A 19,991-nucleotide genomic window follows, 5' to 3' on the forward strand; every position below is an offset into this window, starting at 1 on the left:
GAGAGCGTTGGGGAAAAGGGCACATTATGTGAGAGAGCGTCCGGGGTGGGCTACAGGAGGCGGCGTTCGGCGGCCCACTTGGTCAGCTCGTGCCGGCTGGAGAGCTGGAGTTTGCGCAGCACTGCTGACACGTGGGTTTCCACGGTTTTGATGCTGATGAACAGCTCTTTGGCCACCTCCTTATAGCTGTAGCCGCGGGCGATCAGGCGCATCACTTCGAGCTCGCGGGCGGAGAGCCTGTCCAGCTCGTCGTCGGCAATGTCCGCCGGAGCGGTGCCGAAGGCGTCCAGCACGAAGCCGGCCAGCCGGGGCGAGAACACGGCGTCGCCGCCGGCCACACGGAACACGGCGTCGGTGATTTCGGCCCCGGAAATTGTCTTGGTGACGTACCCCCGGGCGCCGGCGCGGATGACCGATACCACGTCCTCGGCGGCGTCGGAGACGCTCAGGGCCAGGAACTTGGTAGTGCCCAGGAGCGCCACGGAACCCGCGATGACTTCCCGGCCACCACCGCCCAGGCCGCCAGGCAGGTGCACATCCAGGAGCACCACCTCCGGACGCTCCTGCGCGATTACAGCGATGGCCTGCTCAACAGTGGCCGCTTCCCCAACAACGTGGATGCTCTGATCGAGGTCGGCTTTGAGCCCCGAACGGAAAATGGCGTGGTCGTCCACGATCACCACCCGGACCGGCTGTGCGGGGCGGATGGTCCCGGTCCCCTGTACGTTGTTCATGATTTCCCTTCCGCGTTGTCCGTTTGGAGCGCCGGCATTCCCAGCCGCACCTCCGTACCGTCCGGCGTGCTGGTGATGGAGGCGGTCCCGCCGTGCCGTTTCATGCGCCCAACGATCGATTCACGGACGCCGAGCCGGTCTTCGGGTACATCCTGCAGCTCGAAGCCCGGACCCCTGTCCTTGATGAAGATTTCCGTGCGTCCATCGGAAACTTCCAGGTAGACAGAGACGGTCCCGCCGCCGTGACGGGACGCATTGAGCATCGCCTCACGGCTGGCCTGGAGCAGCGCCTCGTGGGATTCGGTCATGGCGGTGTCCCCGACGCTGACCACCTCCACGGCGTTGCCGAGGGAGTCTTCCACCTCGGCCGCCGCCGCCTTGATGCGGTCCGAAAGCTGGCCTGCCTCCTTACCGGGGTCTTGGAACAGCCAGCTCCTGAGTTCGCGTTCCTGGGCCCGGGCGAGCCGGAGGACGTCGTGTTCGTTTCCCGCCCGCCGCTGGATCAGGGCGAGGGTCTGGAGGACGGAGTCGTGCAGGTGGGCAGCAATCTCGGCGCGCTCCGTTTCGCGGATCCGGCCCGCACGCTCTGTTTCCAGGTCCCGCCAGAATTTGAGGGCCCACGGAAGGAGCACCAGAACCACACCGCCCAGCACCGCCACCGACGCGAGCAGGGCCAGCCAGGTCTGTTCCCAGGATCCGGAACCGGAGACCATTACCAGCACGCCGGCAACCACCAGCGCCAATCCGGCGGCGAGGCGCGCCCAGCCGCCTGCCTGATCGGCCTTGGTTTTGTCCACGAGCCCGGCACGGCGGGTTTCGTCGAGCTGCATCCAGGCGATGGCTGCACCGCCCAGCACGGCGGCGGCGGGAACGAGGGTCCCCAGGGGCACGTCGACGCCGAGCATCCGGGCAATCATGATGCCCGCCACCAAGAGGAGCCCGGCGCCCAGCAGCATTTCCTTGCCGTACCGCGTGCGGCGGACCCGGAACCACGGCGGCCGCACGGCGGCCGGGTAACCGGCGGGGTAGCCGGCACGGGGCCCGCCGCCGGAGACACCACTGGGAGCGAAACTGGGGGCGAAAGCACCGGCGTCGGGATTTCCCCACCATGGACCGGCAGCGGGCAGACCGGGCGAGGTCGGCACTGGCGGAGGCACGGCGCTGAATGCCGGGTCAAGGCTGACGGCCGGCGCAATTGGCGACGCCGGACGCCTGGCGTTGCGGCGGGCGCTTTCGTCGGCGGTGGGGACCATGATCCAGAGCCACGCATAGAAGGCCAACCCGGCGCCGCCGGCGAGGGTTGACAGTGCCATGCCGATCCGCACGCTTTTCACGGGCCAGCCCAGATGCGCCGCGAGGCCGGCGCAGACGCCCGCGATGACGCGGTCGCTGCTGCGGACAAGCGGTGGGCGGGTGAGGGCGGGGATCATGTGTCAATCCAAGCACGGATCAGGGTTCCCCGGACCCGATTCCGGCCTGAACCGGGGGTAACTCAGGGGCGAGTCAGGGTGTTCCCCAGTAGAGCGCCGCCGCGCCGGACGGCAGGATCGAAGTATGAACTCCCAGACCCCTGCACCCGATGATGGCCAGCCCACGGAACCGCTCCCCCCACGCGACCCGGACCAGCCAACCGAACCCCTGCTGCCGCCCCCGGCTTCCCCGCAGGACACCCCCCCGGCCGCCGGTCCCAACGACGGCCCGTACGCCGGACCTTATTCAGGTCCGTATTCCAACCCGTCTGCGGGCCAGTACGCCGGCCAGTACACCGGCCCGTATGCCGGCGCCAAAGCACCGGGCCGGCCGAATGACTTCTTCACCTGGGTCCGGAGCCACGGCATCCAGCGGGGCCGTGACCGGTGGATCGGCGGCGTCTCCAGCGGCATCGCTCACCGGATGGGCATTGATCCGCTGATTGTGCGCGGCATCTTCATTGTCCTCAGCCTCTTCGCCGGAATCGGCGTCCTGCTCTACGGCCTGGCCTGGGCATTCCTTCCCGAACCCGACGGGCGCATCCACGTCCAGGAAGCCGGGGCCGGCCGCTGGTCCAGCGGCATGACAGGCTCGCTGATCACCACCGTGGTGGGGCTCACCGGGCTCGGCGGCGGATTCTGGGGCTGGAGCCGCAACGGCTTCGGCGGATTCCTCTGGTCTGTCTTCTGGGTGGGCGGCGCCATCTACTTGATCTACTACCTGACCCAACGCAGCAAGGCCCGGAACGGAGCACCCATAAACGCCACACCGCAGCCGGCCGGCGGAAACTCCGGTTACTCGGCCGCCTATCCCACAACCCCCTACGCCTCGCCGTTTGCGGCGACGGATTCCACCTCCACCCGCAAAGCCGGCTCGTCCGGCAGCGCACCTTACCTGCCGGTCCCGCCGTCGAGCGCAGACCCGCAACACGGCGGCGGCAGCTACGGCGGCGGTGGCTCCTACGGCGGGGGCGGTAGCGACGGCGGTGCCTACGGCGGCTACCAGCCACCGCAGGGCCCGGCCCGGGCACCCAAAGTCCGCCCCTCCGGCCCCGGCGCCCCAGCCGTAGCCATTACAGCCGGAACAGCGCTCCTGGTGGGTGGCGGACTCAACGCCCTTAACGCCGGTAACGTCATCAACCTCGGCGACGCCACCAACGCGATCGTCTGGGCCAGCGGCGCTGCGGTCCTGGGCCTGGGCATCCTCATTGCGGGGCTGCGCGGCAGGACGTCAGGAATCCTCGGCTTCTTCGCCGTTGTGGCCCTGGTGATCGGCGGAATCTTCAACGTCGTGGGCAACGGCGATAGGGTCCGGTTCACCCAGGTCAACTGGGCACCCGTCAGCGTCGAACAGGCACGGAACGGCTTCGACATCACCGCAGGCCGCGGGACTGTTGACCTCACCGAGCTGAACGTCACCGCCCCGCTGGCCTCCGACGTCGTAGTTCCCCTGGACATCACCGCCAGCAACGTCAAGGTGGTCATTCCGGACAACGTCCCCGTGGACATCAGGGCGGACATGACCATGGGCAACCTCAGCGAACGCAACGACCACCGGAGCGGCATCTCCACCCGCGAGAGCAGCTACAACAGCGACAAGCCCGGCGCCAAGCTGATCGTGGAGATCAACGGTACCTTCAGCAACGTCACCATCCAGGAAGGGAACTGACATGAGCAACGTCAATCCGTCACCGGACCCATACACTCCGGAAAGCACGACGGCGGCCGGTCACCCCGGAGCCGACGCAACACCGTCAGCCACCCGCGTAGGAACCGTCGTCTGGGGCCTCATCGTGATGGCGCTGGCCGCCCTGATCATCATCGCCCAGTTGGGCGTGGTGACCCTGAACGGCACCTACGTCCTGATCGGCCTGATGATCGGCGCCGGCTCCGCGCTGGTGATCGGCGGGCTCCTCTCGGCCCGGAAACGTGACAACGAACCCACAACAGGGAAGTCTTGAACCATGGACAAATTCTTTAGCATCGTCAGGGGCTTCGGCCTGAAACGTGGACCCCAATGCTGGATAGGCGGCGTGTGCGGCGGCATCGCAGCGAAGCTCAACGTGGATGTGGCCTTCGTGCGGATCGCTTTCCTGGTCTTCTGCCTCCTCCCCGGCCCCGCCGTGGTCCTGTACATCACGGCCTGGCTGGTCCTTCCCGACCAGCGGGACTCCATCCCGCTGCAGAACTTCCTGGACCGCCGCTCCATCAGCTGACACCCAAGGCCAAGAACCGCCAGGCCCCCGCTCCCCGGGATCGTTCCGGGCGCGGGGGCCTTTCTGCTGCCGTGGTCGTTGCCATGGAACGCGGGCTTTTGTAACCGGTTTGTGTCGTAACGCACACCGCCGACTACAATCTAGGTGAGCTCAGCGTGGCGCTCTGCCTGTATACCTTCACACCAGGATTTGAGCCGAGACATGAAAATTGGAATTCTTACCAGCGGCGGCGACTGCCCCGGACTGAACGCTGTCATCCGCGGAGCCGTCCTCAAAGGCATCGCCATCCATGGCCACGAATTCGTGGGGTTCCTGGACGGCTGGCGGGGCGTCGTCGAAGGCGACGTCATCGACATCCCCCGCACCATGGTCCGCGGCATCGCCAAGCAGGGTGGCACCATCCTGGGCACCTCCCGCACCAACCCGTTTGAAAACGGCGGCGGGCCGGAGGTCATCAAGGCCCACATGGACCGCCTCGGCATCGACGCCATCATCGCGATCGGCGGAGAAGGGACTCTGGCTGCTGCGAAGCGCCTTACGGATGCCGGCCTCAAGATTGTGGGCGTCCCCAAGACCGTGGACAACGACCTCGACGCCACGGATTACACGTTCGGTTTCGACACGGCCGTGCAGATCGCCACGGAGGCCATCGACCGGCTCCGAACTACGGGCGAGTCCCACCACCGCTGCATGATCGCCGAGGTTATGGGCCGCCATGTGGGCTGGATCGCCCTGCACGCCGGCATGGCCGCCGGCGCGCACGCCATCCTGATCCCCGAGCAGAAGGTCAGCATCGAGCAGATCACCGAGTGGGTCCAGGAAGCCCACGACCGTGGCCGCGCACCGCTGATTGTGGTGGCCGAGGGCTTTGTGCCGGACCACATGGAATCCCCGCACTCCGAGCGAGGCCTGGACACGTTCGGCCGGCCACGGCTGGGCGGCATCGCGGACCAGCTCGCCCCCGAGATTGAAGCCCGCACCGGCATCGAGACCCGCGCCACCATCCTGGGGCACATCCAGCGTGGCGGCGTCCCGTCCGCGTTTGACCGTGTGCTCGCCACCCGCCTGGGCATGGCCGCGATCGACTCCGTCGTGGAAGGCTACTGGGGCACTATGGTGGCGCTCAAGGGAACGGACATTGAGCACGTGAGCTTCGACAAGGCCCTGGGCCAGCTGAAGACCGTTCCACAGAAGCGCTACGACGAGGCTGCCGTCCTCTTCGGCTAAGCCGTCGTCGCTGTGCTGGGTAGGCTGGGGATATGACTCTTGACCCCGGTTCCGCCGCCATCATCCAACTCGCTTGGGCCCGGCATTTGGGGCTCGACGACGGCGCTTTCGCTGCGTCGCTGAGTTCAGGCGAGCGGATGGTCAGGGCGGACAACGCTGCAGAGACAGTGGAGTTCGTAAGGCTGTTCGGCAGCTCGGCACTTGTGGGACCGCAATGGGTCATTGATGCCGCCGCCGGAATTCCGGACGGGGAGATGGCACAACATGTGACCCTGCTGACCCTGACACGGTCCCACGGAGGCCACGGACTGGGCTCTGCGGCGTTGTTCTTCGCCGACGACTTGCCCCTGCGCCAGCCCTCCGAAGAACTCACCGTGTCCCACGGAAATCCGGAGGCGATCGAGCTCGAAGGCCTGTGCCCGCCGGACGACGTCAACGAAGTGCACCTGTCAGAACTTGAGAACCGGTACACGATTCTCCACGAGGTGGACGGGCGGCGCCTTCCGGTGGCGTGCGGCGCCTACGGGGAATGGGAAGGCCTTCTCGCCCAGATGGGAGTCCTGGTGGACCCAGAGTGGCGCCGCCGCGGGCTGGGATCCGTGGCCGCATCCATCGCTGCCCACGAGGCCCTCGCGGCGGGCCTCACCGTCCAGTGGCGCGCCGAAGTCAGCAATACCGGGGCTGTGGCCCTGGCGCGCCAGCTTGGCCTGTCCGCCGGCGGCATTCAGACCAGCGTGCACCTGGGCTGAACTGCAATTCAGCCGGCCGCGGGGACTTCGGCTTCAGCACCATCCCCAGGCTTTCGGCCACAACACGGGCCTGAATCAGTGCAGCCATGGCCGCTGCCCCCAGCACTGAACCGATCTGCCGGCTGGTATTGAAAACACCCGAGCCGGCACCCGCCTGGCGCGACGCCAGATTTCGCGTGGTGGCATTGGCGATCGGCCCGAAGATGCAGCCCATGCCCAGGCCCTGCACCGCACTCGGCAGGAGGAACATCCAGACAGGGGTATCGGGCGTCATAAGCACCGAAGTCCAGGAGATGGCCAGGGTGAAAAGCAGCATCCCGGCCACCGCAAACCAGCGCGGATTGACGCGGTCAATCAGCTTGCCCACTATGGGCGACAACGCACCGGTGAGCACGGCCATCGGAATCAGCAACAGGGCAGACTGCGTGGGAGTCAGGCCCAGTGCGACCTGGTAAAAAATCATGGAAGCCAATGGGTAGGCCGTGATGGAGAATCCCACCACGGTTATGCCCGCGTTTCCCAGCGCGAAGTTCCGGTCCTGGAACAGGCCCAGCGGCAGCAAGGGTTCGCCCTCTCCGTTCAAGCCACCACTGCCAGCCGATGAAAATGGCCATCACAACTACGCCGGCGATGATCAGGCCCCACACGGTGAACGGGCCGCTGTCTAAGGTCCCCCACTTGTAGGTTTGGCCTTCCTGATAGGACACCAGGTACGCGCTGGTAACCCAGAAGACGGCCGTGATATCGGCGTCGAGCCTTTCCGATACTGGGGTTAGCCACGAACACGATGGTGGTGTCTATCAGGATCATAAAGAACCCCACCACCAGCGACCACAAAGCCAACCAAGGCCTGGCTACGGCTTCCATGCGGTTCCTTTGTTTACGTTGGCGGCCGGCCGTGACTCACTGCGGAAACGCTACCCCAGCAGATCGAGGATGTCCGTGCGTGCGAACATCTGCGCGGCGGCCCGGGCGGATGGGCTGCCGGCGTCGGGATCTGCACCGGCCTCCAGCAACACCCGGGACACGTCCGTGAACCCCTTGAATGCTGCCCCGGCCAAAGGGGTCTGGCCGCGGTCGTTGGCCGTATTGGTCTCACCGCCGTGCTCAAGGATCAGCTGCACAGTCTCCGTGTGGCCGTGGTACGCGGCCAGCATCAGCAGGGAATCGCCGGCAGCGTTGGTCATAGTACCCGGGGCGCCGGCGTCCAAATAGCCGCGCAGGAGCCCGGTGTCCCCATCCCGGGCAGCCTGGAAGAGCCGGTGCGCCAACGCCACGGCCTCGTCGTCGGGCGTTGAGGCGTCGGCTTTGGCGTCGCTGGGTGAAGCGGCGTCGGGTGCGGTGTTCTCGGTCATCAGCGGGTCCCTCTCAGGAATCCAGTCTGGCGCCCCACTACCTGGCCGGCGTCGGGAGCAACAATTATTTCCTGGGCAGCGATGTAAGGCTCCTCGCCGTCCAGCACGGTCAGCATTTCATCCGGTGCGACGGACCGCTTGATGACGGCCAACGCCACCGGACCCATTTCGTAGTGCTGGGCAACGGACGTCACTGTCCCGACCTTCCGCTCGCCGAGCATCACCTGGCTGCCGGGAGCTGGCATGGTGTGCTGCGACCCGTCCAGCTGCAGGAACACCAGGCGCCGCGGCGGATGGCCCAGGTTGTGCACGCGGGCGATGGTCTCCTGGCCCTTGTAGCAGCCCTTGGAGAGGTGCACGGCGGTGCGGAGCAGGTCCAGTTCGTGCGGAATGGTTTTGTCGTCGGTTTCCGCCCCCAGCCTGGGGCGCCACGCAGCAATGCGGAGGGCTTCGGCCGCCATAACACCGGCGAGTGGGCGGTCCGCCAAAGTATCCTCGAGTCCGGCGGCCGGCACCAGGTACTCGATCCAGGGCCGCTCCAGCCCGGGGTGTCCTTCTTCCGGGACCACGGCGTAGGAGTAGCCGCCGGTGCCGACGTGCGGCCACGGATCCCGCCACGCCAGCAGTCCGGACCACTCCTCCACAGTTTTGGTGGACCCGAGCACGGCCCAGTCGGCGGAGACGTCGGTGATCTCGACTCGCAGCATGAACTTCATTTTGTTCAGCCACTCAGCCAGCGGCGCAGCCTCGGCGGCCTCAACAATCAGCCAGGTGGTCCCGCCGTCGTCCACTACGCGGGCGTCAAACTCGATCCGGCCCTGGACACTCAGCAACAGCAGCTCGCTTGACTCCCCCGGCTGCAGGCCGGTGACCTGTTGGGACGAGAGGGTGTTCAGCCAGGTCAGCCGGTCCGGACCGCTGACGGTCACCACGCCGCGGTGGGAGAGGTCGACGACGGCGGTACCGGTTGCGAGGGCGCGCTGCTCACGCAGCGGCTCACCGTAGTGGGATGCAACGCCGGCGTCCGCGCCGGTGGCCTCGACGGCGCCGGGGCGCGACAGTAGGGGGCTGGGAGTAGTCATACTGGAGGAACGTCCTTAGGTGAGTAGGTATTCCGGTCTCGGGCAGCGGGACCCGCTACCCACCCGCTGCGGCGTCAGCGGTATTCGGGGTTCTCGAAGTCGAAGCGGGTTCCCGCTTTCCATTCTTCAGGAAGATTGCCGTACGCGGGAATCCCGCCGGCGTCCTTGAGCATCCGGGCGAAATGCAGCAGGTTCCAGGTCATAAAGGTGGTGTTGCGGTTGGTGAAGTCGGATTCGGGGCCGCCGGAGCCTTCATCCAGGTAGCTCGGGCCCGGACCCACCGGGCCGATCCAGCCGGCGTCGGCCTGCGGCGGGATGGTGAAGCCGACATGCTGCAGGCTGTACAGCACGTTCATGGAACAGTGCTTGATGCCATCCTCGTTGCCGGTGATCAGGCAGCCTCCCACCTTGGGGTAGAACGCCCACTGGCCCTTGCTGTTGAGCTGCCCGGAGTGGGCGTACAGCCGTTCGATGAGCTTCTTGGTCTGTGAGGAGTTGTCGCCGAGCCAGATGGGACCGGCAACCACCACAATGTCGGCTTCTTCAACAGCCGGGTACAGTTCCGGCCACTCATCCGACGGCCAGCCGTGCTCGGTCATGTCGGGGTAGACACCGCTGGCGATGTCGTGATCGACAGTCCTGATCACACGGGTGCTGACGCCCTGCTTCTCCATGATGAGGCGGCTGACGTTGATCAGGCCTTCGGTGTTGCTGGTCTCCGGCGACAGTTTGAGAGTCCCGTTGAAGAACACAGCCTTCAGGTCGCTGTAATCCGTGGAGTCCTTCGGTGTAGCCATGACGCTCCCTTGATTCACTCGTGGGTGAAGCCCAGGACGCCAAGTCTACTGAGAATCGGTGACGCGGCGGGGTGTCAGGAAACCTTTTTCAGGAAAGCCGAGGCGTGCGCCTCGAGACCCTTGCCGGGCTGTGATGTTCCGCCAGGGGCCACGTCCCAGCGCCAGAGCAAGTTGCCGTCCACGAGGCCGAAGATCCGGGTGGCCGCGCTGTAGTCCTTGGAGTGGCTGCCGCGCATCACCATGTCGGTGGTGAGCTGGATCTGCGGGCCTTTGATCTGCCCGTAGTAGAGCTCAGAGATCCCGCCGGGATGTGAGATGGACACCGAGATATCGAACCCGCCGTCTTTGTTGCGCAGCGCTTCGACTTCATCGGCGCTCTTGAGTGCGGGAACAATATCGGCCGGAATCAGGCCCGGTCCGCCGTCGGCATCAAGCTGTTTGCGCTCCAGCGCCCAAAAGCCGGTCTCAACAGTCAGCGGCCGCAGGCGTGTGCCGTCGTCGTCAGTTAACCAGCTCTCCGCGCGGTACTGCAGATACGGCAGGCCGTTATGCGTGAAGGACACATGCTGGACGAAGTGCTCCGAATCCTCGTCCCCGCTGCCGAGCCGGCCGCTGCCTTCCCACTCACCAATGAGCCAGGAAAGCGGAACAAGTTCCGGTGTCAGGTCTGTTGGAATTTCTATCGGCACGGCAATTACCTCAGGAAAATGCTAGCTCGTTGAACGGGTTTACTTCTGGCCTTTGAAGAGGCGGTAAACCACAAAGCCGGCGAACCAGGCCATGGACAGGCTGGCGATGCCGAGCAGGACGAGGAAGAAGATTTCAAATGCAAGTACGGACATGATGCCATCCTAACCGGTTAGTAGATGAGTAGTTTGTCTATGAAGTAAGCCAGGGAGCCCACGGCCGAAACCGGTGCAAGCCCCATGCTAACCGCAGCCAAAAGATTGAGCGGACCGCCGCGGAGTGTTACGAGGCGGCGGAAGCTGACCAGTACGGCGCCCACCACAACGCCGAAGATCGCCGCTGGCACAACTGCAATGTCGGAGAACACCAGGCCTGCCAGCGGCCCGGCAAGTCCTGCCATCACGATGCCGAGGGGTGCCACGATGCTGTCCGGCCATCGGATCAGGCCGGCCAGCAGTGCCACGGCGGCGCTGATGGCAGCCACCAGGAGCATCTCCCGCACGCCGTTGAAGCGCGCGCCGGCAATCCAGCCTGCACCCAGGCATGAGAGGAGCACACCGGCGCAGCAGCCAAGGGTGGATTCAAGCCGTTGGGCCTGGCCGGTGCCTCGGATGAGCTGCACTATGAACACGGCCATCATGCCCAGCGCCATGAATGCAGGCGTCCAGTCCAGGAAGCCCGGTGCGGGGACGAAACCGGCAGAGAGCGCAGATCCGACGCCGGGCAGCGCAATGACGGCTGCCAGGGTCTTCTTTGCGGGGATGCGGAGGAAGTGGGGCCAGCCGATGCCGACCGCCATTGCGATCACCACGGCGACGCCGATAAGTGCCTCGCGGGAGACGTACACGCCGGCGATGATTGCCACGAGACCCGCCACTCCGACAACACCGATGACCCACGAGCCCAGTGATTTTGCCGGGGCCTGCACCTCGGCGGTCACCGGGGACCCGGCCGGCCGGTTCGCGGCGGCTTCGACTCTGCACTCAATTCGTGGCATCCCATTCTGGCGGTGGACCCGGCGGCTCTGCCTACCGCGTCAGGGCGTTCTGCCCCACGGCTCAATCCTGCCTTATATGACCCGGATATGTCGCAAAACGAAAGTTTGCCGGGCCGGAATCCGAGCCGTCGCGCGGGCTGATGGGTATACTCAAAGTTCAGCTACGCTTCCTGCAACGGATGCCGGCCGGTTAGATCCTTAGTCGGCCAACTTCGCTGCAGTCAGATAGTACCGGCCGGTGAAAACCCGGTTCAGTCGCCCGAAGATGCGCGGACGCCCCTTGGAGGAACAATGTCGCACATCCTGCTATTGACGAACAGCACCGGTTCATCGGTAGACATCCTGCCTGCCCTGGAATTGCTGAATCACCGCGTGCACATCCTCGCCGCGGAACCCACAGCCCTGCTGGAGACAGATCCCTGCGACATCGTGCTCCTGGACGCCCGCAAGGACTTGGTTGGCGCCCGCTCCCTCACGCAGTTACTGAAGGCCACCGGCCTGAGCGCACCCTTGGTCCTGATCCTGACAGAGGGCGGCATGGCCGCCGTTTCCTCGGCCTGGGCCGTGGATGACATCGTGCTCGAATCAGCAGGTCCCGCCGAAGTGGAAGCCCGCATCAGGCTTTCCGTGGCGCGGGCTGTGCCGGACAAGGATGACGCCCCCACGGAGATCCGCGCGGCAGGTGTGGTCATCGATGAAGCGAGCTACACGGCGCGCGTCAACGGAGCGCCCCTGAACCTGACGTTCAAGGAATTCGAACTACTCAAATACCTCGCCCAGCACCCCGGCCGCGTCTTCACCCGCCAGCAGCTGCTCACCGAGGTATGGGGCTATGACTACTATGGCGGCACGCGCACCGTGGATGTCCACGTCCGTCGGCTGCGTGCCAAGCTTGGCGCCGACCACGAAAACCTGATCAGCACGGTCCGGAACGTCGGCTACCGCCTGACCCTGGTGCGGCAGCAGGAAGACGAACTGACAGAAGCCTGACACCGTTCAACAGCATCTTCAGGCACGAACAGCCCCGGACGAGTGGTCCGGGGCTGTTCGTGTATTTGTGAAGCTTTGTTGGTGGAGGACATACGGGTCGAACGTATCGAGGCCACCCCACTGGTGGATCCCCCTCGTTCCCGCCGTAACCGGCGGGTGAGATACGACTATACGTGCCTGCCCCGGGGCCATCAAATCGGAGCGCCTTCCCGCCGGGGCGTATAGCCTAGCCTCATGAGTCCAGCGCACCCGGAAAAATGGCCCGTCCTTGTTGTCCACGGCGGCGTGGAGGAACAACTGCTGAAGGACTGCGTGACGCTCCTGGCAGCTGCCGAGGAGTCTGACGGCAACCCCTCGCTGTCTGAACAAACGGTGGTGACGCTCCGCGCCGGGGACTCTGCGGAGCATTCCCTCCTGACCCTTGCGCTCTACGCGCCGGACGAAGATTCCGATCCTTCCTCCGGTCAGGACCTGGCAGGGTTTGCGGTTGTTGTGGCGGAAGCGGACGGCAGCGGCGTGCTGGAAATTGCCGTCCATCCGAGCTACCGCAACCAGGGCGTGGCGGACCGCCTTGTGGGCGCACTGAAGTCAGGGCGCGGCCTGGACGGCCTGAAGGCCTGGTCCCATGGCAACCACGAGGCGGCAGCGGACCTCGCCGCCCGCTACGGCTACGGTCCGGTCCGCGAACTCTGGAAGATGAGGCTGACTACCGCCACTGCGGAACTGCCCGACGTCGGCCTCCCGGACGGCGTCACGCTCCGCGCCTTTGTGCCGGGCAAGGACGAGGACGGTTGGCTGGCTGCGAACCGCGCCGCCTTTGCCCACCACCCCGAGCAGGGCTCTATGTCCCGCGCGGACCTGGATGCCCGGCTGGCCGAGGACTGGTTTGATCCCGCCGGCTTCCTGCTGGCGGTGGACGCCGCGGACCGGCTGTTGGGATTCCACTGGACCAAGGTGCATCCGCGCCACGGCGCCCATCCGGCGATCGGCGAGGTCTATGCGGTGGGCGTCACACCGGCCGCGCAGGGTATGGGCCTGGGCAAAGCGCTCACAGTGGCAGGCATCAGGCATCTGCAGGGCCTGGGGCTTCACGCCGTGATGCTTTATACGGATGCCGACAACACTGCGGCCGTTTCCCTCTACCGGGGCTTGGGCTTCACCCGCTGGGACATGGACGTGATGTACGGCCCGCTGACCGCCGTTTAGGGGAGCCCGGGTGAGTTAGCCCACTCGTGTGACTAACAGCTTCGGATAAGCCCAAATCCAGGGCTCGTGGATGCTGATTGATTGTAAGGTTGGTAGAGAACCGCGCCGGCCGAGGGCCAGCATCAAGCGCCAGGTAAGAGGAGAGACCATGAAACCGGAACCCGCCGGAACAGTCACGTCCGAAGGCGCTTCGGTGCCGGTGCGCGCGCGCTTCGGCTCGTCTGAAGTCCCTGCCTCGCGTGCAACGCAGGACCGGATCGACATCCCCGAATTTGCGCCAAACCCTGTGCCCGAAGGGGACATCCGGCCGGACCGGTTCCTGGACCGCGAGCTCAGCTGGCTGGCATTCAACTCCCGCGTCCTGGAACTCGCCGAAGATCCCGCGCTCCACCTCCTGGAACGTGTGGCTTTCCTGTCCATCTTCGCGTCCAACCTGGACGAGTTCTTTATGGTCCGCGTGGCAGGCCTGAAGCGGCGGATCGCCACCAACCTCGCTGTGCCCTCCCCTGCCGGACTTAGCCCTGTGGAGGTCCTGGAGAAGATCGGCGACGAAGCCCACCGTCTCCAGCAGCGCCATGCGCAGGTCTACGCCGAACAGATCCGCCCCGCCTTGGCCTACGAGCACATCCACCTGATGCACTGGGACGAACTGGACGACGCCGCCAAGCAGCAGCTCAGCGCCATGTTCGCCGAAAAGGTCTTCCCCATCCTGACGCCTCTGGCTGTGGACCCGGCGCACCCGTTCCCCTACATTTCGGGGCTGTCCCTGAACCTGGCCGTGGTGGTTCGCAACCCTGTGAGCGACAAGGAGCTCTTCGCCCGCCTCAAGGTTCCGGACCAGCTTCCCCGCCTGATCTCCATCGACGGTCCGCGGGCCGGAGCTGTCGCGGGACGCGTGGCGCGTTTTATTGCTCTTGAGGAAGTCATCGCCGTCCACTTGGACAAGCTCTTCGCCGGCATGGAAGTCCTGGAACACCACATTTTCCGCGTCACCCGCAATGAAGACCTTGAGGTGGAAGAGGACGACGCCGAGAACCTCCTGCAGGCGCTGGAGAAGGAACTGCTGCGCCGCCGGTTCGGCCCTCCCGTACGTCTTGAGGTCACCCACGACATCAACCCGAACATCCGGGCCCTGCTCATCCGTGAGCTCGGCGTGGAAGAGTCCGAGGTGTACTCGCTGCCGGCTCCGTTGGACCTCCGCGGGCTGTCCGTCATTGCCGGAATTGACCGTGCCGACCTTCATTACCCCAAGCACCTGCCGCACACGTCCCGGTTCCTGAACGAGTCCGAGACGTCCAAGGCCGCCAACGTTTTCTCGGCCATGCGCCGCCGCGACATCCTGCTCCACCACCCGTACGACTCCTTCTCCACCTCGGTGCAGGCGTTTCTGGAACAGGCGGCCGCGGACCCCAAGGTCCAGGCCATCAAGCAGACCCTGTACCGGACCTCGGGCGACTCCCCCATCGTTGACGCCCTGATCGACGCCGCCGAGGCCGGCAAGCAGGTGCTGGCCCTCGTGGAGATCAAGGCCAGGTTCGATGAGCAGGCCAACATCTCCTGGGCCCGCAAGCTGGAACAGGCGGGCGTCCACGTGGTCTACGGCATCGTGGGCCTGAAAACCCACTGCAAGCTGTCGCTGGTGGTTCGCCAGGAAGTGGACGGGCTGCGCCGCTACTGCCACATCGGCACCGGCAACTACCACCCCCGGACGGCCCGCTACTACGAGGACCTTGGCCTGCTGACCGCCAATGACCAGGTGGGCGAGGACCTTTCCAAGCTGTTCAACCAGCTCTCCGGCTACGCGCCGAAGTCCACGTTCAAGCGGCTCCTGGTTGCTCCCCGCTCCGTCCGCTCGGGGCTGATTGACCGCATCGAGACCGAGATCCGCAACGCCCGCGCCGGGCTGGCCGCCAGGGTGCAGATCAAGGTCAACTCCATGGTGGACGAAGCCATCATCGATTCCCTGTACCGCGCCTCCCAGGCCGGCGTGATGGTGGACGTCATTGTGCGCGGCATTTGCTCGCTGCGTCCCGGCGTTCCGGGCCTCAGCGACAACATCACCGTGCGCTCGGTGCTGGGCCGCTTCCTGGAACACTCCCGGGTTTTCGCCTTCGCCAACGGCGGCGATCCCGTGGTTTACATCGGCTCGGCCGACATGATGCACCGAAACCTGGACCGCAGGGTCGAGGCCCTGGTCCAGCTGTCCAATCCTGACGACATCCGCTACGTCCTTGACCTGCTGCGGCGCTACATGGACCCGGAAACAGCCAGCTGGCACCTGGATAACGAGGGCATGTGGAACCGGCACCACATTGCCGACGACGGCAGCCCCCTCGACGACATCCAGTCCTGGCTGCTGGCCTCGCGCACCCGCCAGCGCAGCCTGAGCCGGCGGTAGGGCTACGGCGTTGGCGAGCGACAACCTCGTAGCAGACCAGACAGACCATCCCGGCGAGGCAGTTGCCGTCGTCGCGGCCGGGGCGCTGCCCTGGCGGATCAACTCGGACGGTCTTGAAGTCCTGCTGATCCACCGTCCGCGGTATAACGACTGGTCCTGGCCCAAGGGCAAGATCGACCCCGGCGAGACCATTCCCGAATGCGCCGCACGTGAGGTGCAGGAGGAAATCGGGCTTGCCGCGCCCCTGGGCATCCCGCTCCCGCCCATCCACTACCACGTGACGTCCGGACTGAAGGTGGTCCACTACTGGGCGGTCCAGGTCAACGGTGCCCGGCTCGTTCCCGACGGCAAGGAGGTGGACCGCGTGGTGTGGTGCGCCCCCGAAACGGCCGCCGGGCTGCTGACCAACCCGTCCGACGTCGTTCCCCTGGAGTATCTGCAGGCTGCCCATACCCGCGGCGAGCTGAACACGTGGCCGCTGATTGTGGTGCGGCATGCGAAGGCCAAACCGCGCTCGTCCTGGTCCAAAGCCGAGGGTGAACGGCCGCTGGCCGCGACGGGAATCAGGCAGGCTCAGGCTGTCGGCCGGCTGCTGCAGGCCTGGAAGCCGCCGCGCGTGGTGACCAGTCCTTGGCAGCGCTGCGTGTCAACCGTGGCGCCGTACTTGAGGGCGACCGGGGCCAAGGTCAAACTGGTGGAGGCGCTGACAGAACATAAGCACTCCCGGACGCCCAAAAAAACCGCTGCCATCATCGAGTCGCTCCTGGAAAAGGCACAGCCCGTCGCCGTCTGCACGCACCGTCCTGCACTGCCCACAGTACTGGGCCAGCTGGGCAAGCACATGCCGGGCCGTCTGCGCACGCTCCTGCCGGACTCGGACCCTTATCTGTCCCCTGGCGAGATGGTGGTGTGCCACGTGGCCGTCGGCAACAAGCACCGCATCGTGGCCGTGGAGCAATTCAAGCCCTTCGACGACTAAGGCTTTCCGCACCAGGCCGGCCGGGGCATCGCTGCCGGGCTGGCCCCGGGGTTGGCCGCTTTGTTCTGCTGGTTGAGCCTGCTGGGTTGGTTGGGACTGACCGGGCCGGCCGTCATGTGGATCCCGGCGGTGGCCCTCATGGCATACATGACGTTCGTCAGCTTCCTGGCGATGTCGGCGGCGGCCGCGGGAGGAGCGCCCCGGTAGACTTTAGCCGTGAGCATCCCGACGCCTTATGAAGACCTCCTGCGTGACGTCCTGGCCCATGGCACGCACAAATCCGACCGCACGGGCACCGGAACCACCAGTGTTTTCGGCCGTCAATTGCGCTTTGACCTTGGCCGGAGCTTCCCGCTGGTCACCACCAAACGCGTGCATTTCAAGTCCGTGGCGGTGGAGCTGTTGTGGTTCCTGCGCGGCGAATCGAACCTAAAGTGGATGCAGGATCAGGGCGTGAGTATCTGGAACGAGTGGGCTGACGCGGAAGGCGAACTGGGTCCCGTGTACGGCGTCCAGTGGCGCAGCTGGCCTACCCCTGACGGCGGCCATATTGACCAGATCGCCGAGCTCGTGGAGAACCTCAAAACCAACCCGGATTCACGCCGGCACATCGTGTCCGCGTGGAACGTCTCCGAGCTCAAGGAGATGGCGCTGCCTCCGTGCCACGCGTTCTTCCAGTTCTATGTGGCTGACGGCAAACTGTCCTGCCAGCTCTACCAGCGCTCGGCGGACATGTTCCTGGGCGTGCCCTTCAACATCGCCTCCTACGCCCTGCTCACCTGCATGATTGCGCAGCAGGTGGGGCTGGAGCCCGGCGAGTTTGTATGGACCGGCGGCGACGTCCACATCTACGAGAACCACATGGACCAGGTCCTGAAGCAGCTGGACCGGGAACCGTATGACTACCCGCTGCTGTTGATCACCCGGAAGCCGGCGTCGATCTTCGATTACACGCTCGAGGACTTCGAGGTGGTGGGTTACCAGCACCACCCCACGATCAAGGCCCCAATCGCCGTATGAGTACCGGAAACGCAGCAGACCCCCAGTCCTTCGCGCAGGAGCTTGCCGGTTCCGTGACCGGCGTCGGCTTGGTGTGGGCGCAGACGTCCGGCGGCGTGATCGGCAAAAACGGCGACATGCCCTGGCACCTGCCCGAAGACCTGAAGCACTTCAACCGCCTCACCGTGGGGCACCCGGTGATCATGGGCCGCAAGACCTGGCTGTCCTTCCCGGACAAGTACCGGCCCCTGCCGGGCCGGACGAACATTGTGATCACGCGGCAGAAAAACTGGGGCGATTCGCCTGAGGCGGAGGGCGCCGTCGTGGTCCCTTCCCTGGATGATGCCCTCCTGGAGTCTCAGTTCGTCGACGGCGGCGAGACAGTGTGGATCCTGGGCGGCGGCGAAGTCTTCCGCCAGTCCACCCAACTCGCCAACGTCGCGGTGGTCACCACCATCGATGTGGAGGCCGACGGCGACACGTTCGCTCCCGAGCTCGATGAAACCTGGGAGGCGGCGGCGTCCGTCCCGCCGGACGGGTGGCTGACAGCTGCCAACGGAACACGCTACAGGTTTACCAAATGGATGAGGACGCAGGGCTGAGATGCTGAAAAAACCAGAAACACTGTTTGTCCTGGGCTACATGCTGCTGCCGCTGCTCGCGCTGCTGTCTGCGATCGTTGGCCTGACCATGATCCTGGGCGGCAACAAGATCGCCGGTGCCATCATCCTGGTGGTGGTCACGCAGGTCTTCGCCTTCGGCGCCTTCTACGCTTTACGGCTCCGCAAAGCTGCGATGCAGGCGGAAACCAACCGCGGCTGACCTCGGTTTCATGCCGCACGCCGTCGCACGCCGTCCCCACGGGGTATGACGTAACCGACTGCGCCTGGCCCGTTCCGGCGTCTAAACTGTACGAATGACTACAGCAGCTACCCCCTCCGTCGGCCTGGTCGGATGGCGCGGCATGGTCGGCTCCGTCCTGATGCAGCGTATGCAGGACGAGGGCGACTTCGCCAGCATCAACCCGGTGTTCTTCTCCACGTCAAACGCGGGAGGTGCCGCCCCGTCAATTGCCGGTGCTGCCGCCGGCGCGGCCGGCAAGCTTGAGGACGCGTTCGACGTCGACACGCTCGCTAAGCTGCCCATTATTGTCACCGCCCAGGGCGGGGACTACACCAAACGCGTGCACACCGAGCTGCGCAGCCGCGGCTGGGTCGGCCTCTGGATCGACGCCGCCTCGACGCTGCGCATGAACGACGACTCGATCATCGTGCTGGACCCGATCAACCGGGACGTCATCGACAAGGGCCTGGTCAACGGCACCAGGGACTTCATCGGCGGCAACTGTACTGTGTCCTGCATGCTTATGGGCCTCGGCGGGCTGTTCAAGAACGGCCTCGTCGAATGGGGCACCTCCATGACCTACCAGGCGGCCTCCGGCGGCGGCGCCCGGCACATGCGCGAGCTGCTCAGCCAGTTCGGCACGCTCAACGCCGAGGTCAGCTCCGAACTGGACGACCCGGCGTCCGCCATCCTGGAAATTGACCGCAAGGTACTGGCCCACCAGCGCACCGACATCGACGCCACCCAGTTCGGCGTGCCGCTGGCCGGTTCCCTGATCCCGTGGATCGATGCGGACCTGGGCAACGGCCAGTCGAAGGAAGAGTGGAAGGCCGGGGTTGAGACCAACAAGATCCTGGGCACGTCGGACGAAAACCGGATCATCATGGACGGCCTGTGCATCCGGATCGGCGCCATGCGGTCGCACTCGCAGGCTCTGACGCTCAAGCTCCGCGAGGACCTGTCCGTGGCCGAGATCGAGAAGCTCCTCTCGGAAGACAACGAGTGGGCCAAGGTCGTCCCGAACACCAAGGAAGACTCCATGGCAGGCCTGACCCCCGTGGCCGCGTCCGGCACACTGGACATCCCCGTGGGCCGCATCCGCAAGATGGAAATGGGCCCGGAATACATCAGCGCCTTTACCGTTGGTGACCAGCTGCTCTGGGGCGCCGCCGAGCCGCTACGCCGCATGCTCAACATCGCCACCGGGAACCTGTAGGTCCGCCTCACTTTAAGCAGCAACGCGGGGTCACTTAAGGCCCATTC

The 19,991-nt window shown here is 65.5% G+C and carries 22 protein-coding genes; 13 read left to right on the forward strand and 9 right to left on the reverse strand.

The window, feature by feature from the left end:
• Positions 1-50 precede the first annotated feature (50 nt).
• Positions 51-734, reverse strand: coding sequence for a response regulator transcription factor (locus tag FYJ92_RS14045; protein WP_185261239.1), 684 nt, complete (start codon positions 732-734; stop codon positions 51-53).
• The gene (locus FYJ92_RS14050) at positions 731-2,164 is read right to left on the reverse strand and encodes an ATP-binding protein (RefSeq protein ID WP_185261240.1); all 1,434 of its coding nucleotides are present in this window, start codon (positions 2,162-2,164) and stop codon (positions 731-733) included. The genes FYJ92_RS14045 and FYJ92_RS14050 overlap by 4 nt, the downstream gene beginning before the upstream one ends.
• A gap of 124 nt (positions 2,165-2,288) precedes the next feature.
• On the opposite strand from FYJ92_RS14050, the gene FYJ92_RS14055 reads away from it, so the two are divergent.
• From FYJ92_RS14055 to FYJ92_RS14075, 5 genes are all read left to right on the forward strand, one after another.
• Positions 2,289-3,872, forward strand: coding sequence for a PspC domain-containing protein (locus tag FYJ92_RS14055; protein ID WP_185261241.1), 1,584 nt, complete (start codon positions 2,289-2,291; stop codon positions 3,870-3,872).
• 1 nt (position 3,873) lies between these two features.
• Positions 3,874-4,164 carry a hypothetical protein gene (locus FYJ92_RS14060; RefSeq protein ID WP_185261242.1) on the forward strand — a complete coding sequence of 97 codons (291 nt, stop codon included), beginning with the start codon at positions 3,874-3,876 and terminating at the stop codon, positions 4,162-4,164.
• Positions 4,165-4,167: 3 nt separating this feature from the next.
• On the forward strand, positions 4,168-4,419 hold the full coding sequence (locus FYJ92_RS14065) for a PspC domain-containing protein (RefSeq protein WP_185261243.1): 252 nt from the start codon (positions 4,168-4,170) through the stop codon (positions 4,417-4,419).
• A 201-nt stretch (positions 4,420-4,620) separates the two neighbouring features.
• A complete protein-coding gene (locus tag FYJ92_RS14070) occupies positions 4,621-5,646 on the forward strand; it encodes an ATP-dependent 6-phosphofructokinase (protein WP_185261244.1) in 1,026 nt (341 codons plus the stop codon).
• A 32-nt stretch (positions 5,647-5,678) separates the two neighbouring features.
• Positions 5,679-6,395 carry a GNAT family N-acetyltransferase gene (locus tag FYJ92_RS14075; RefSeq protein WP_185261245.1) on the forward strand — a complete coding sequence of 239 codons (717 nt, stop codon included), beginning with the start codon at positions 5,679-5,681 and terminating at the stop codon, positions 6,393-6,395.
• Here the strand turns inward: FYJ92_RS14075 and FYJ92_RS14080 are convergent.
• From FYJ92_RS14080 to FYJ92_RS14105, 6 genes are all read right to left on the reverse strand, one after another.
• Complete coding sequence (locus FYJ92_RS14080; protein WP_370525989.1) at positions 6,313-6,978, reverse strand: MFS transporter; 666 nt, start codon at positions 6,976-6,978, stop codon at positions 6,313-6,315. The two genes, FYJ92_RS14075 and FYJ92_RS14080, sit on opposite strands and share 83 nt — an antisense overlap.
• A gap of 334 nt (positions 6,979-7,312) precedes the next feature.
• Entirely contained in the window at positions 7,313-7,750 is a 438-nt protein-coding gene (locus FYJ92_RS14085; RefSeq protein ID WP_185261246.1) for an ankyrin repeat domain-containing protein, read from the reverse strand.
• Positions 7,750-8,832, reverse strand: coding sequence for a folate-binding protein YgfZ (locus FYJ92_RS14090; RefSeq protein WP_185261247.1), 1,083 nt, complete (start codon positions 8,830-8,832; stop codon positions 7,750-7,752). Before FYJ92_RS14090 ends, FYJ92_RS14085 begins: the two co-directional genes overlap by 1 nt.
• A 74-nt stretch (positions 8,833-8,906) precedes the next feature.
• Entirely contained in the window at positions 8,907-9,629 is a 723-nt protein-coding gene (locus FYJ92_RS14095) for a flavodoxin family protein (protein WP_185261248.1), read from the reverse strand.
• A gap of 74 nt (positions 9,630-9,703) precedes the next feature.
• Entirely contained in the window at positions 9,704-10,318 is a 615-nt protein-coding gene (locus tag FYJ92_RS14100; RefSeq protein WP_185261249.1) for an FABP family protein, read from the reverse strand.
• A 170-nt stretch (positions 10,319-10,488) separates the two neighbouring features.
• Positions 10,489-11,223, reverse strand: coding sequence for a permease (locus tag FYJ92_RS14105; protein ID WP_255482419.1), 735 nt, complete (start codon positions 11,221-11,223; stop codon positions 10,489-10,491).
• Between the two features lie 381 nt (positions 11,224-11,604).
• Between FYJ92_RS14105 and FYJ92_RS14110 the strand changes: the two genes are divergently transcribed.
• From FYJ92_RS14110 to FYJ92_RS14125, 4 genes are all read left to right on the forward strand, one after another.
• Positions 11,605-12,303, forward strand: coding sequence for a response regulator transcription factor (locus FYJ92_RS14110; protein WP_185261250.1), 699 nt, complete (start codon positions 11,605-11,607; stop codon positions 12,301-12,303).
• A gap of 234 nt (positions 12,304-12,537) precedes the next feature.
• A complete protein-coding gene (gene mshD / locus FYJ92_RS14115) occupies positions 12,538-13,509 on the forward strand; it encodes a mycothiol synthase (RefSeq protein ID WP_185261251.1) in 972 nt (323 codons plus the stop codon).
• Positions 13,510-13,657: 148 nt separating this feature from the next.
• Positions 13,658-15,907, forward strand: a complete 2,250-nt coding sequence (locus tag FYJ92_RS14120) for an RNA degradosome polyphosphate kinase (protein WP_185261252.1) — start codon at positions 13,658-13,660, stop codon at positions 15,905-15,907.
• A 10-nt stretch (positions 15,908-15,917) separates the two neighbouring features.
• Entirely contained in the window at positions 15,918-16,886 is a 969-nt protein-coding gene (locus FYJ92_RS14125) for an NUDIX hydrolase (protein WP_185261253.1), read from the forward strand.
• Here the strand turns inward: FYJ92_RS14125 and FYJ92_RS14130 are convergent.
• A complete protein-coding gene (locus FYJ92_RS14130) occupies positions 16,883-17,110 on the reverse strand; it encodes a hypothetical protein (protein WP_185261254.1) in 228 nt (75 codons plus the stop codon). The two genes, FYJ92_RS14125 and FYJ92_RS14130, sit on opposite strands and share 4 nt — an antisense overlap.
• On the opposite strand from FYJ92_RS14130, the gene FYJ92_RS14135 reads away from it, so the two are divergent.
• From FYJ92_RS14135 to asd, 4 genes are all read left to right on the forward strand, one after another.
• Positions 17,103-17,906 (forward strand): thymidylate synthase, encoded by an 804-nt coding sequence (locus FYJ92_RS14135; RefSeq protein ID WP_185261255.1) that lies wholly within the window; start codon positions 17,103-17,105, stop codon positions 17,904-17,906. The two genes, FYJ92_RS14130 and FYJ92_RS14135, sit on opposite strands and share 8 nt — an antisense overlap.
• Complete coding sequence (locus FYJ92_RS14140; RefSeq protein ID WP_185261256.1) at positions 17,903-18,487, forward strand: dihydrofolate reductase; 585 nt, start codon at positions 17,903-17,905, stop codon at positions 18,485-18,487. The genes FYJ92_RS14135 and FYJ92_RS14140 overlap by 4 nt, the downstream gene beginning before the upstream one ends.
• Position 18,488: 1 nt before the next feature.
• Complete coding sequence (locus tag FYJ92_RS14145) at positions 18,489-18,707, forward strand: NF038396 family protein (protein WP_185261257.1); 219 nt, start codon at positions 18,489-18,491, stop codon at positions 18,705-18,707.
• A 94-nt stretch (positions 18,708-18,801) separates the two neighbouring features.
• The gene (gene asd / locus FYJ92_RS14150) at positions 18,802-19,944 is read left to right on the forward strand and encodes an aspartate-semialdehyde dehydrogenase (RefSeq protein ID WP_185261258.1); all 1,143 of its coding nucleotides are present in this window, start codon (positions 18,802-18,804) and stop codon (positions 19,942-19,944) included.
• Positions 19,945-19,991 lie beyond the last annotated feature (47 nt).

This window comes from Pseudarthrobacter sp. NBSH8 (assembly GCF_014217545.1).
GTDB lineage: Bacteria > Actinomycetota > Actinomycetes > Actinomycetales > Micrococcaceae > Arthrobacter.

Bases quoted from the DNA above. Each gene is read 5' to 3' on its own strand.
- FYJ92_RS14045 (WP_185261239.1), bottom strand. From the start codon at position 734: ATGAACAACGTACAGGGGACCGGGACCATCCGCCCCGCACAGCCGGTC.
- FYJ92_RS14050 (WP_185261240.1), bottom strand. From the start codon at position 2,164: ATGATCCCCGCCCTCACCCGCCCACCGCTTGTCCGCAGCAGCGACCGC.
- FYJ92_RS14055 (WP_185261241.1), top strand. From the start codon at position 2,289: ATGAACTCCCAGACCCCTGCACCCGATGATGGCCAGCCCACGGAACCG.
- FYJ92_RS14060 (WP_185261242.1), top strand. From the start codon at position 3,874: ATGAGCAACGTCAATCCGTCACCGGACCCATACACTCCGGAAAGCACG.
- FYJ92_RS14065 (WP_185261243.1), top strand. From the start codon at position 4,168: ATGGACAAATTCTTTAGCATCGTCAGGGGCTTCGGCCTGAAACGTGGA.
- FYJ92_RS14070 (WP_185261244.1), top strand. From the start codon at position 4,621: ATGAAAATTGGAATTCTTACCAGCGGCGGCGACTGCCCCGGACTGAAC.
- FYJ92_RS14075 (WP_185261245.1), top strand. From the start codon at position 5,679: ATGACTCTTGACCCCGGTTCCGCCGCCATCATCCAACTCGCTTGGGCC.
- FYJ92_RS14085 (WP_185261246.1), bottom strand. From the start codon at position 7,750: ATGACCGAGAACACCGCACCCGACGCCGCTTCACCCAGCGACGCCAAA.
- FYJ92_RS14090 (WP_185261247.1), bottom strand. From the start codon at position 8,832: ATGACTACTCCCAGCCCCCTACTGTCGCGCCCCGGCGCCGTCGAGGCC.
- FYJ92_RS14095 (WP_185261248.1), bottom strand. From the start codon at position 9,629: ATGGCTACACCGAAGGACTCCACGGATTACAGCGACCTGAAGGCTGTG.
- FYJ92_RS14110 (WP_185261250.1), top strand. From the start codon at position 11,605: ATGTCGCACATCCTGCTATTGACGAACAGCACCGGTTCATCGGTAGAC.
- mshD (WP_185261251.1), top strand. From the start codon at position 12,538: ATGAGTCCAGCGCACCCGGAAAAATGGCCCGTCCTTGTTGTCCACGGC.
- FYJ92_RS14120 (WP_185261252.1), top strand. From the start codon at position 13,658: ATGAAACCGGAACCCGCCGGAACAGTCACGTCCGAAGGCGCTTCGGTG.
- FYJ92_RS14130 (WP_185261254.1), bottom strand. From the start codon at position 17,110: ATGCTCACGGCTAAAGTCTACCGGGGCGCTCCTCCCGCGGCCGCCGCC.
- FYJ92_RS14140 (WP_185261256.1), top strand. From the start codon at position 17,903: ATGAGTACCGGAAACGCAGCAGACCCCCAGTCCTTCGCGCAGGAGCTT.
- FYJ92_RS14145 (WP_185261257.1), top strand. From the start codon at position 18,489: ATGCTGAAAAAACCAGAAACACTGTTTGTCCTGGGCTACATGCTGCTG.
- asd (WP_185261258.1), top strand. From the start codon at position 18,802: ATGACTACAGCAGCTACCCCCTCCGTCGGCCTGGTCGGATGGCGCGGC.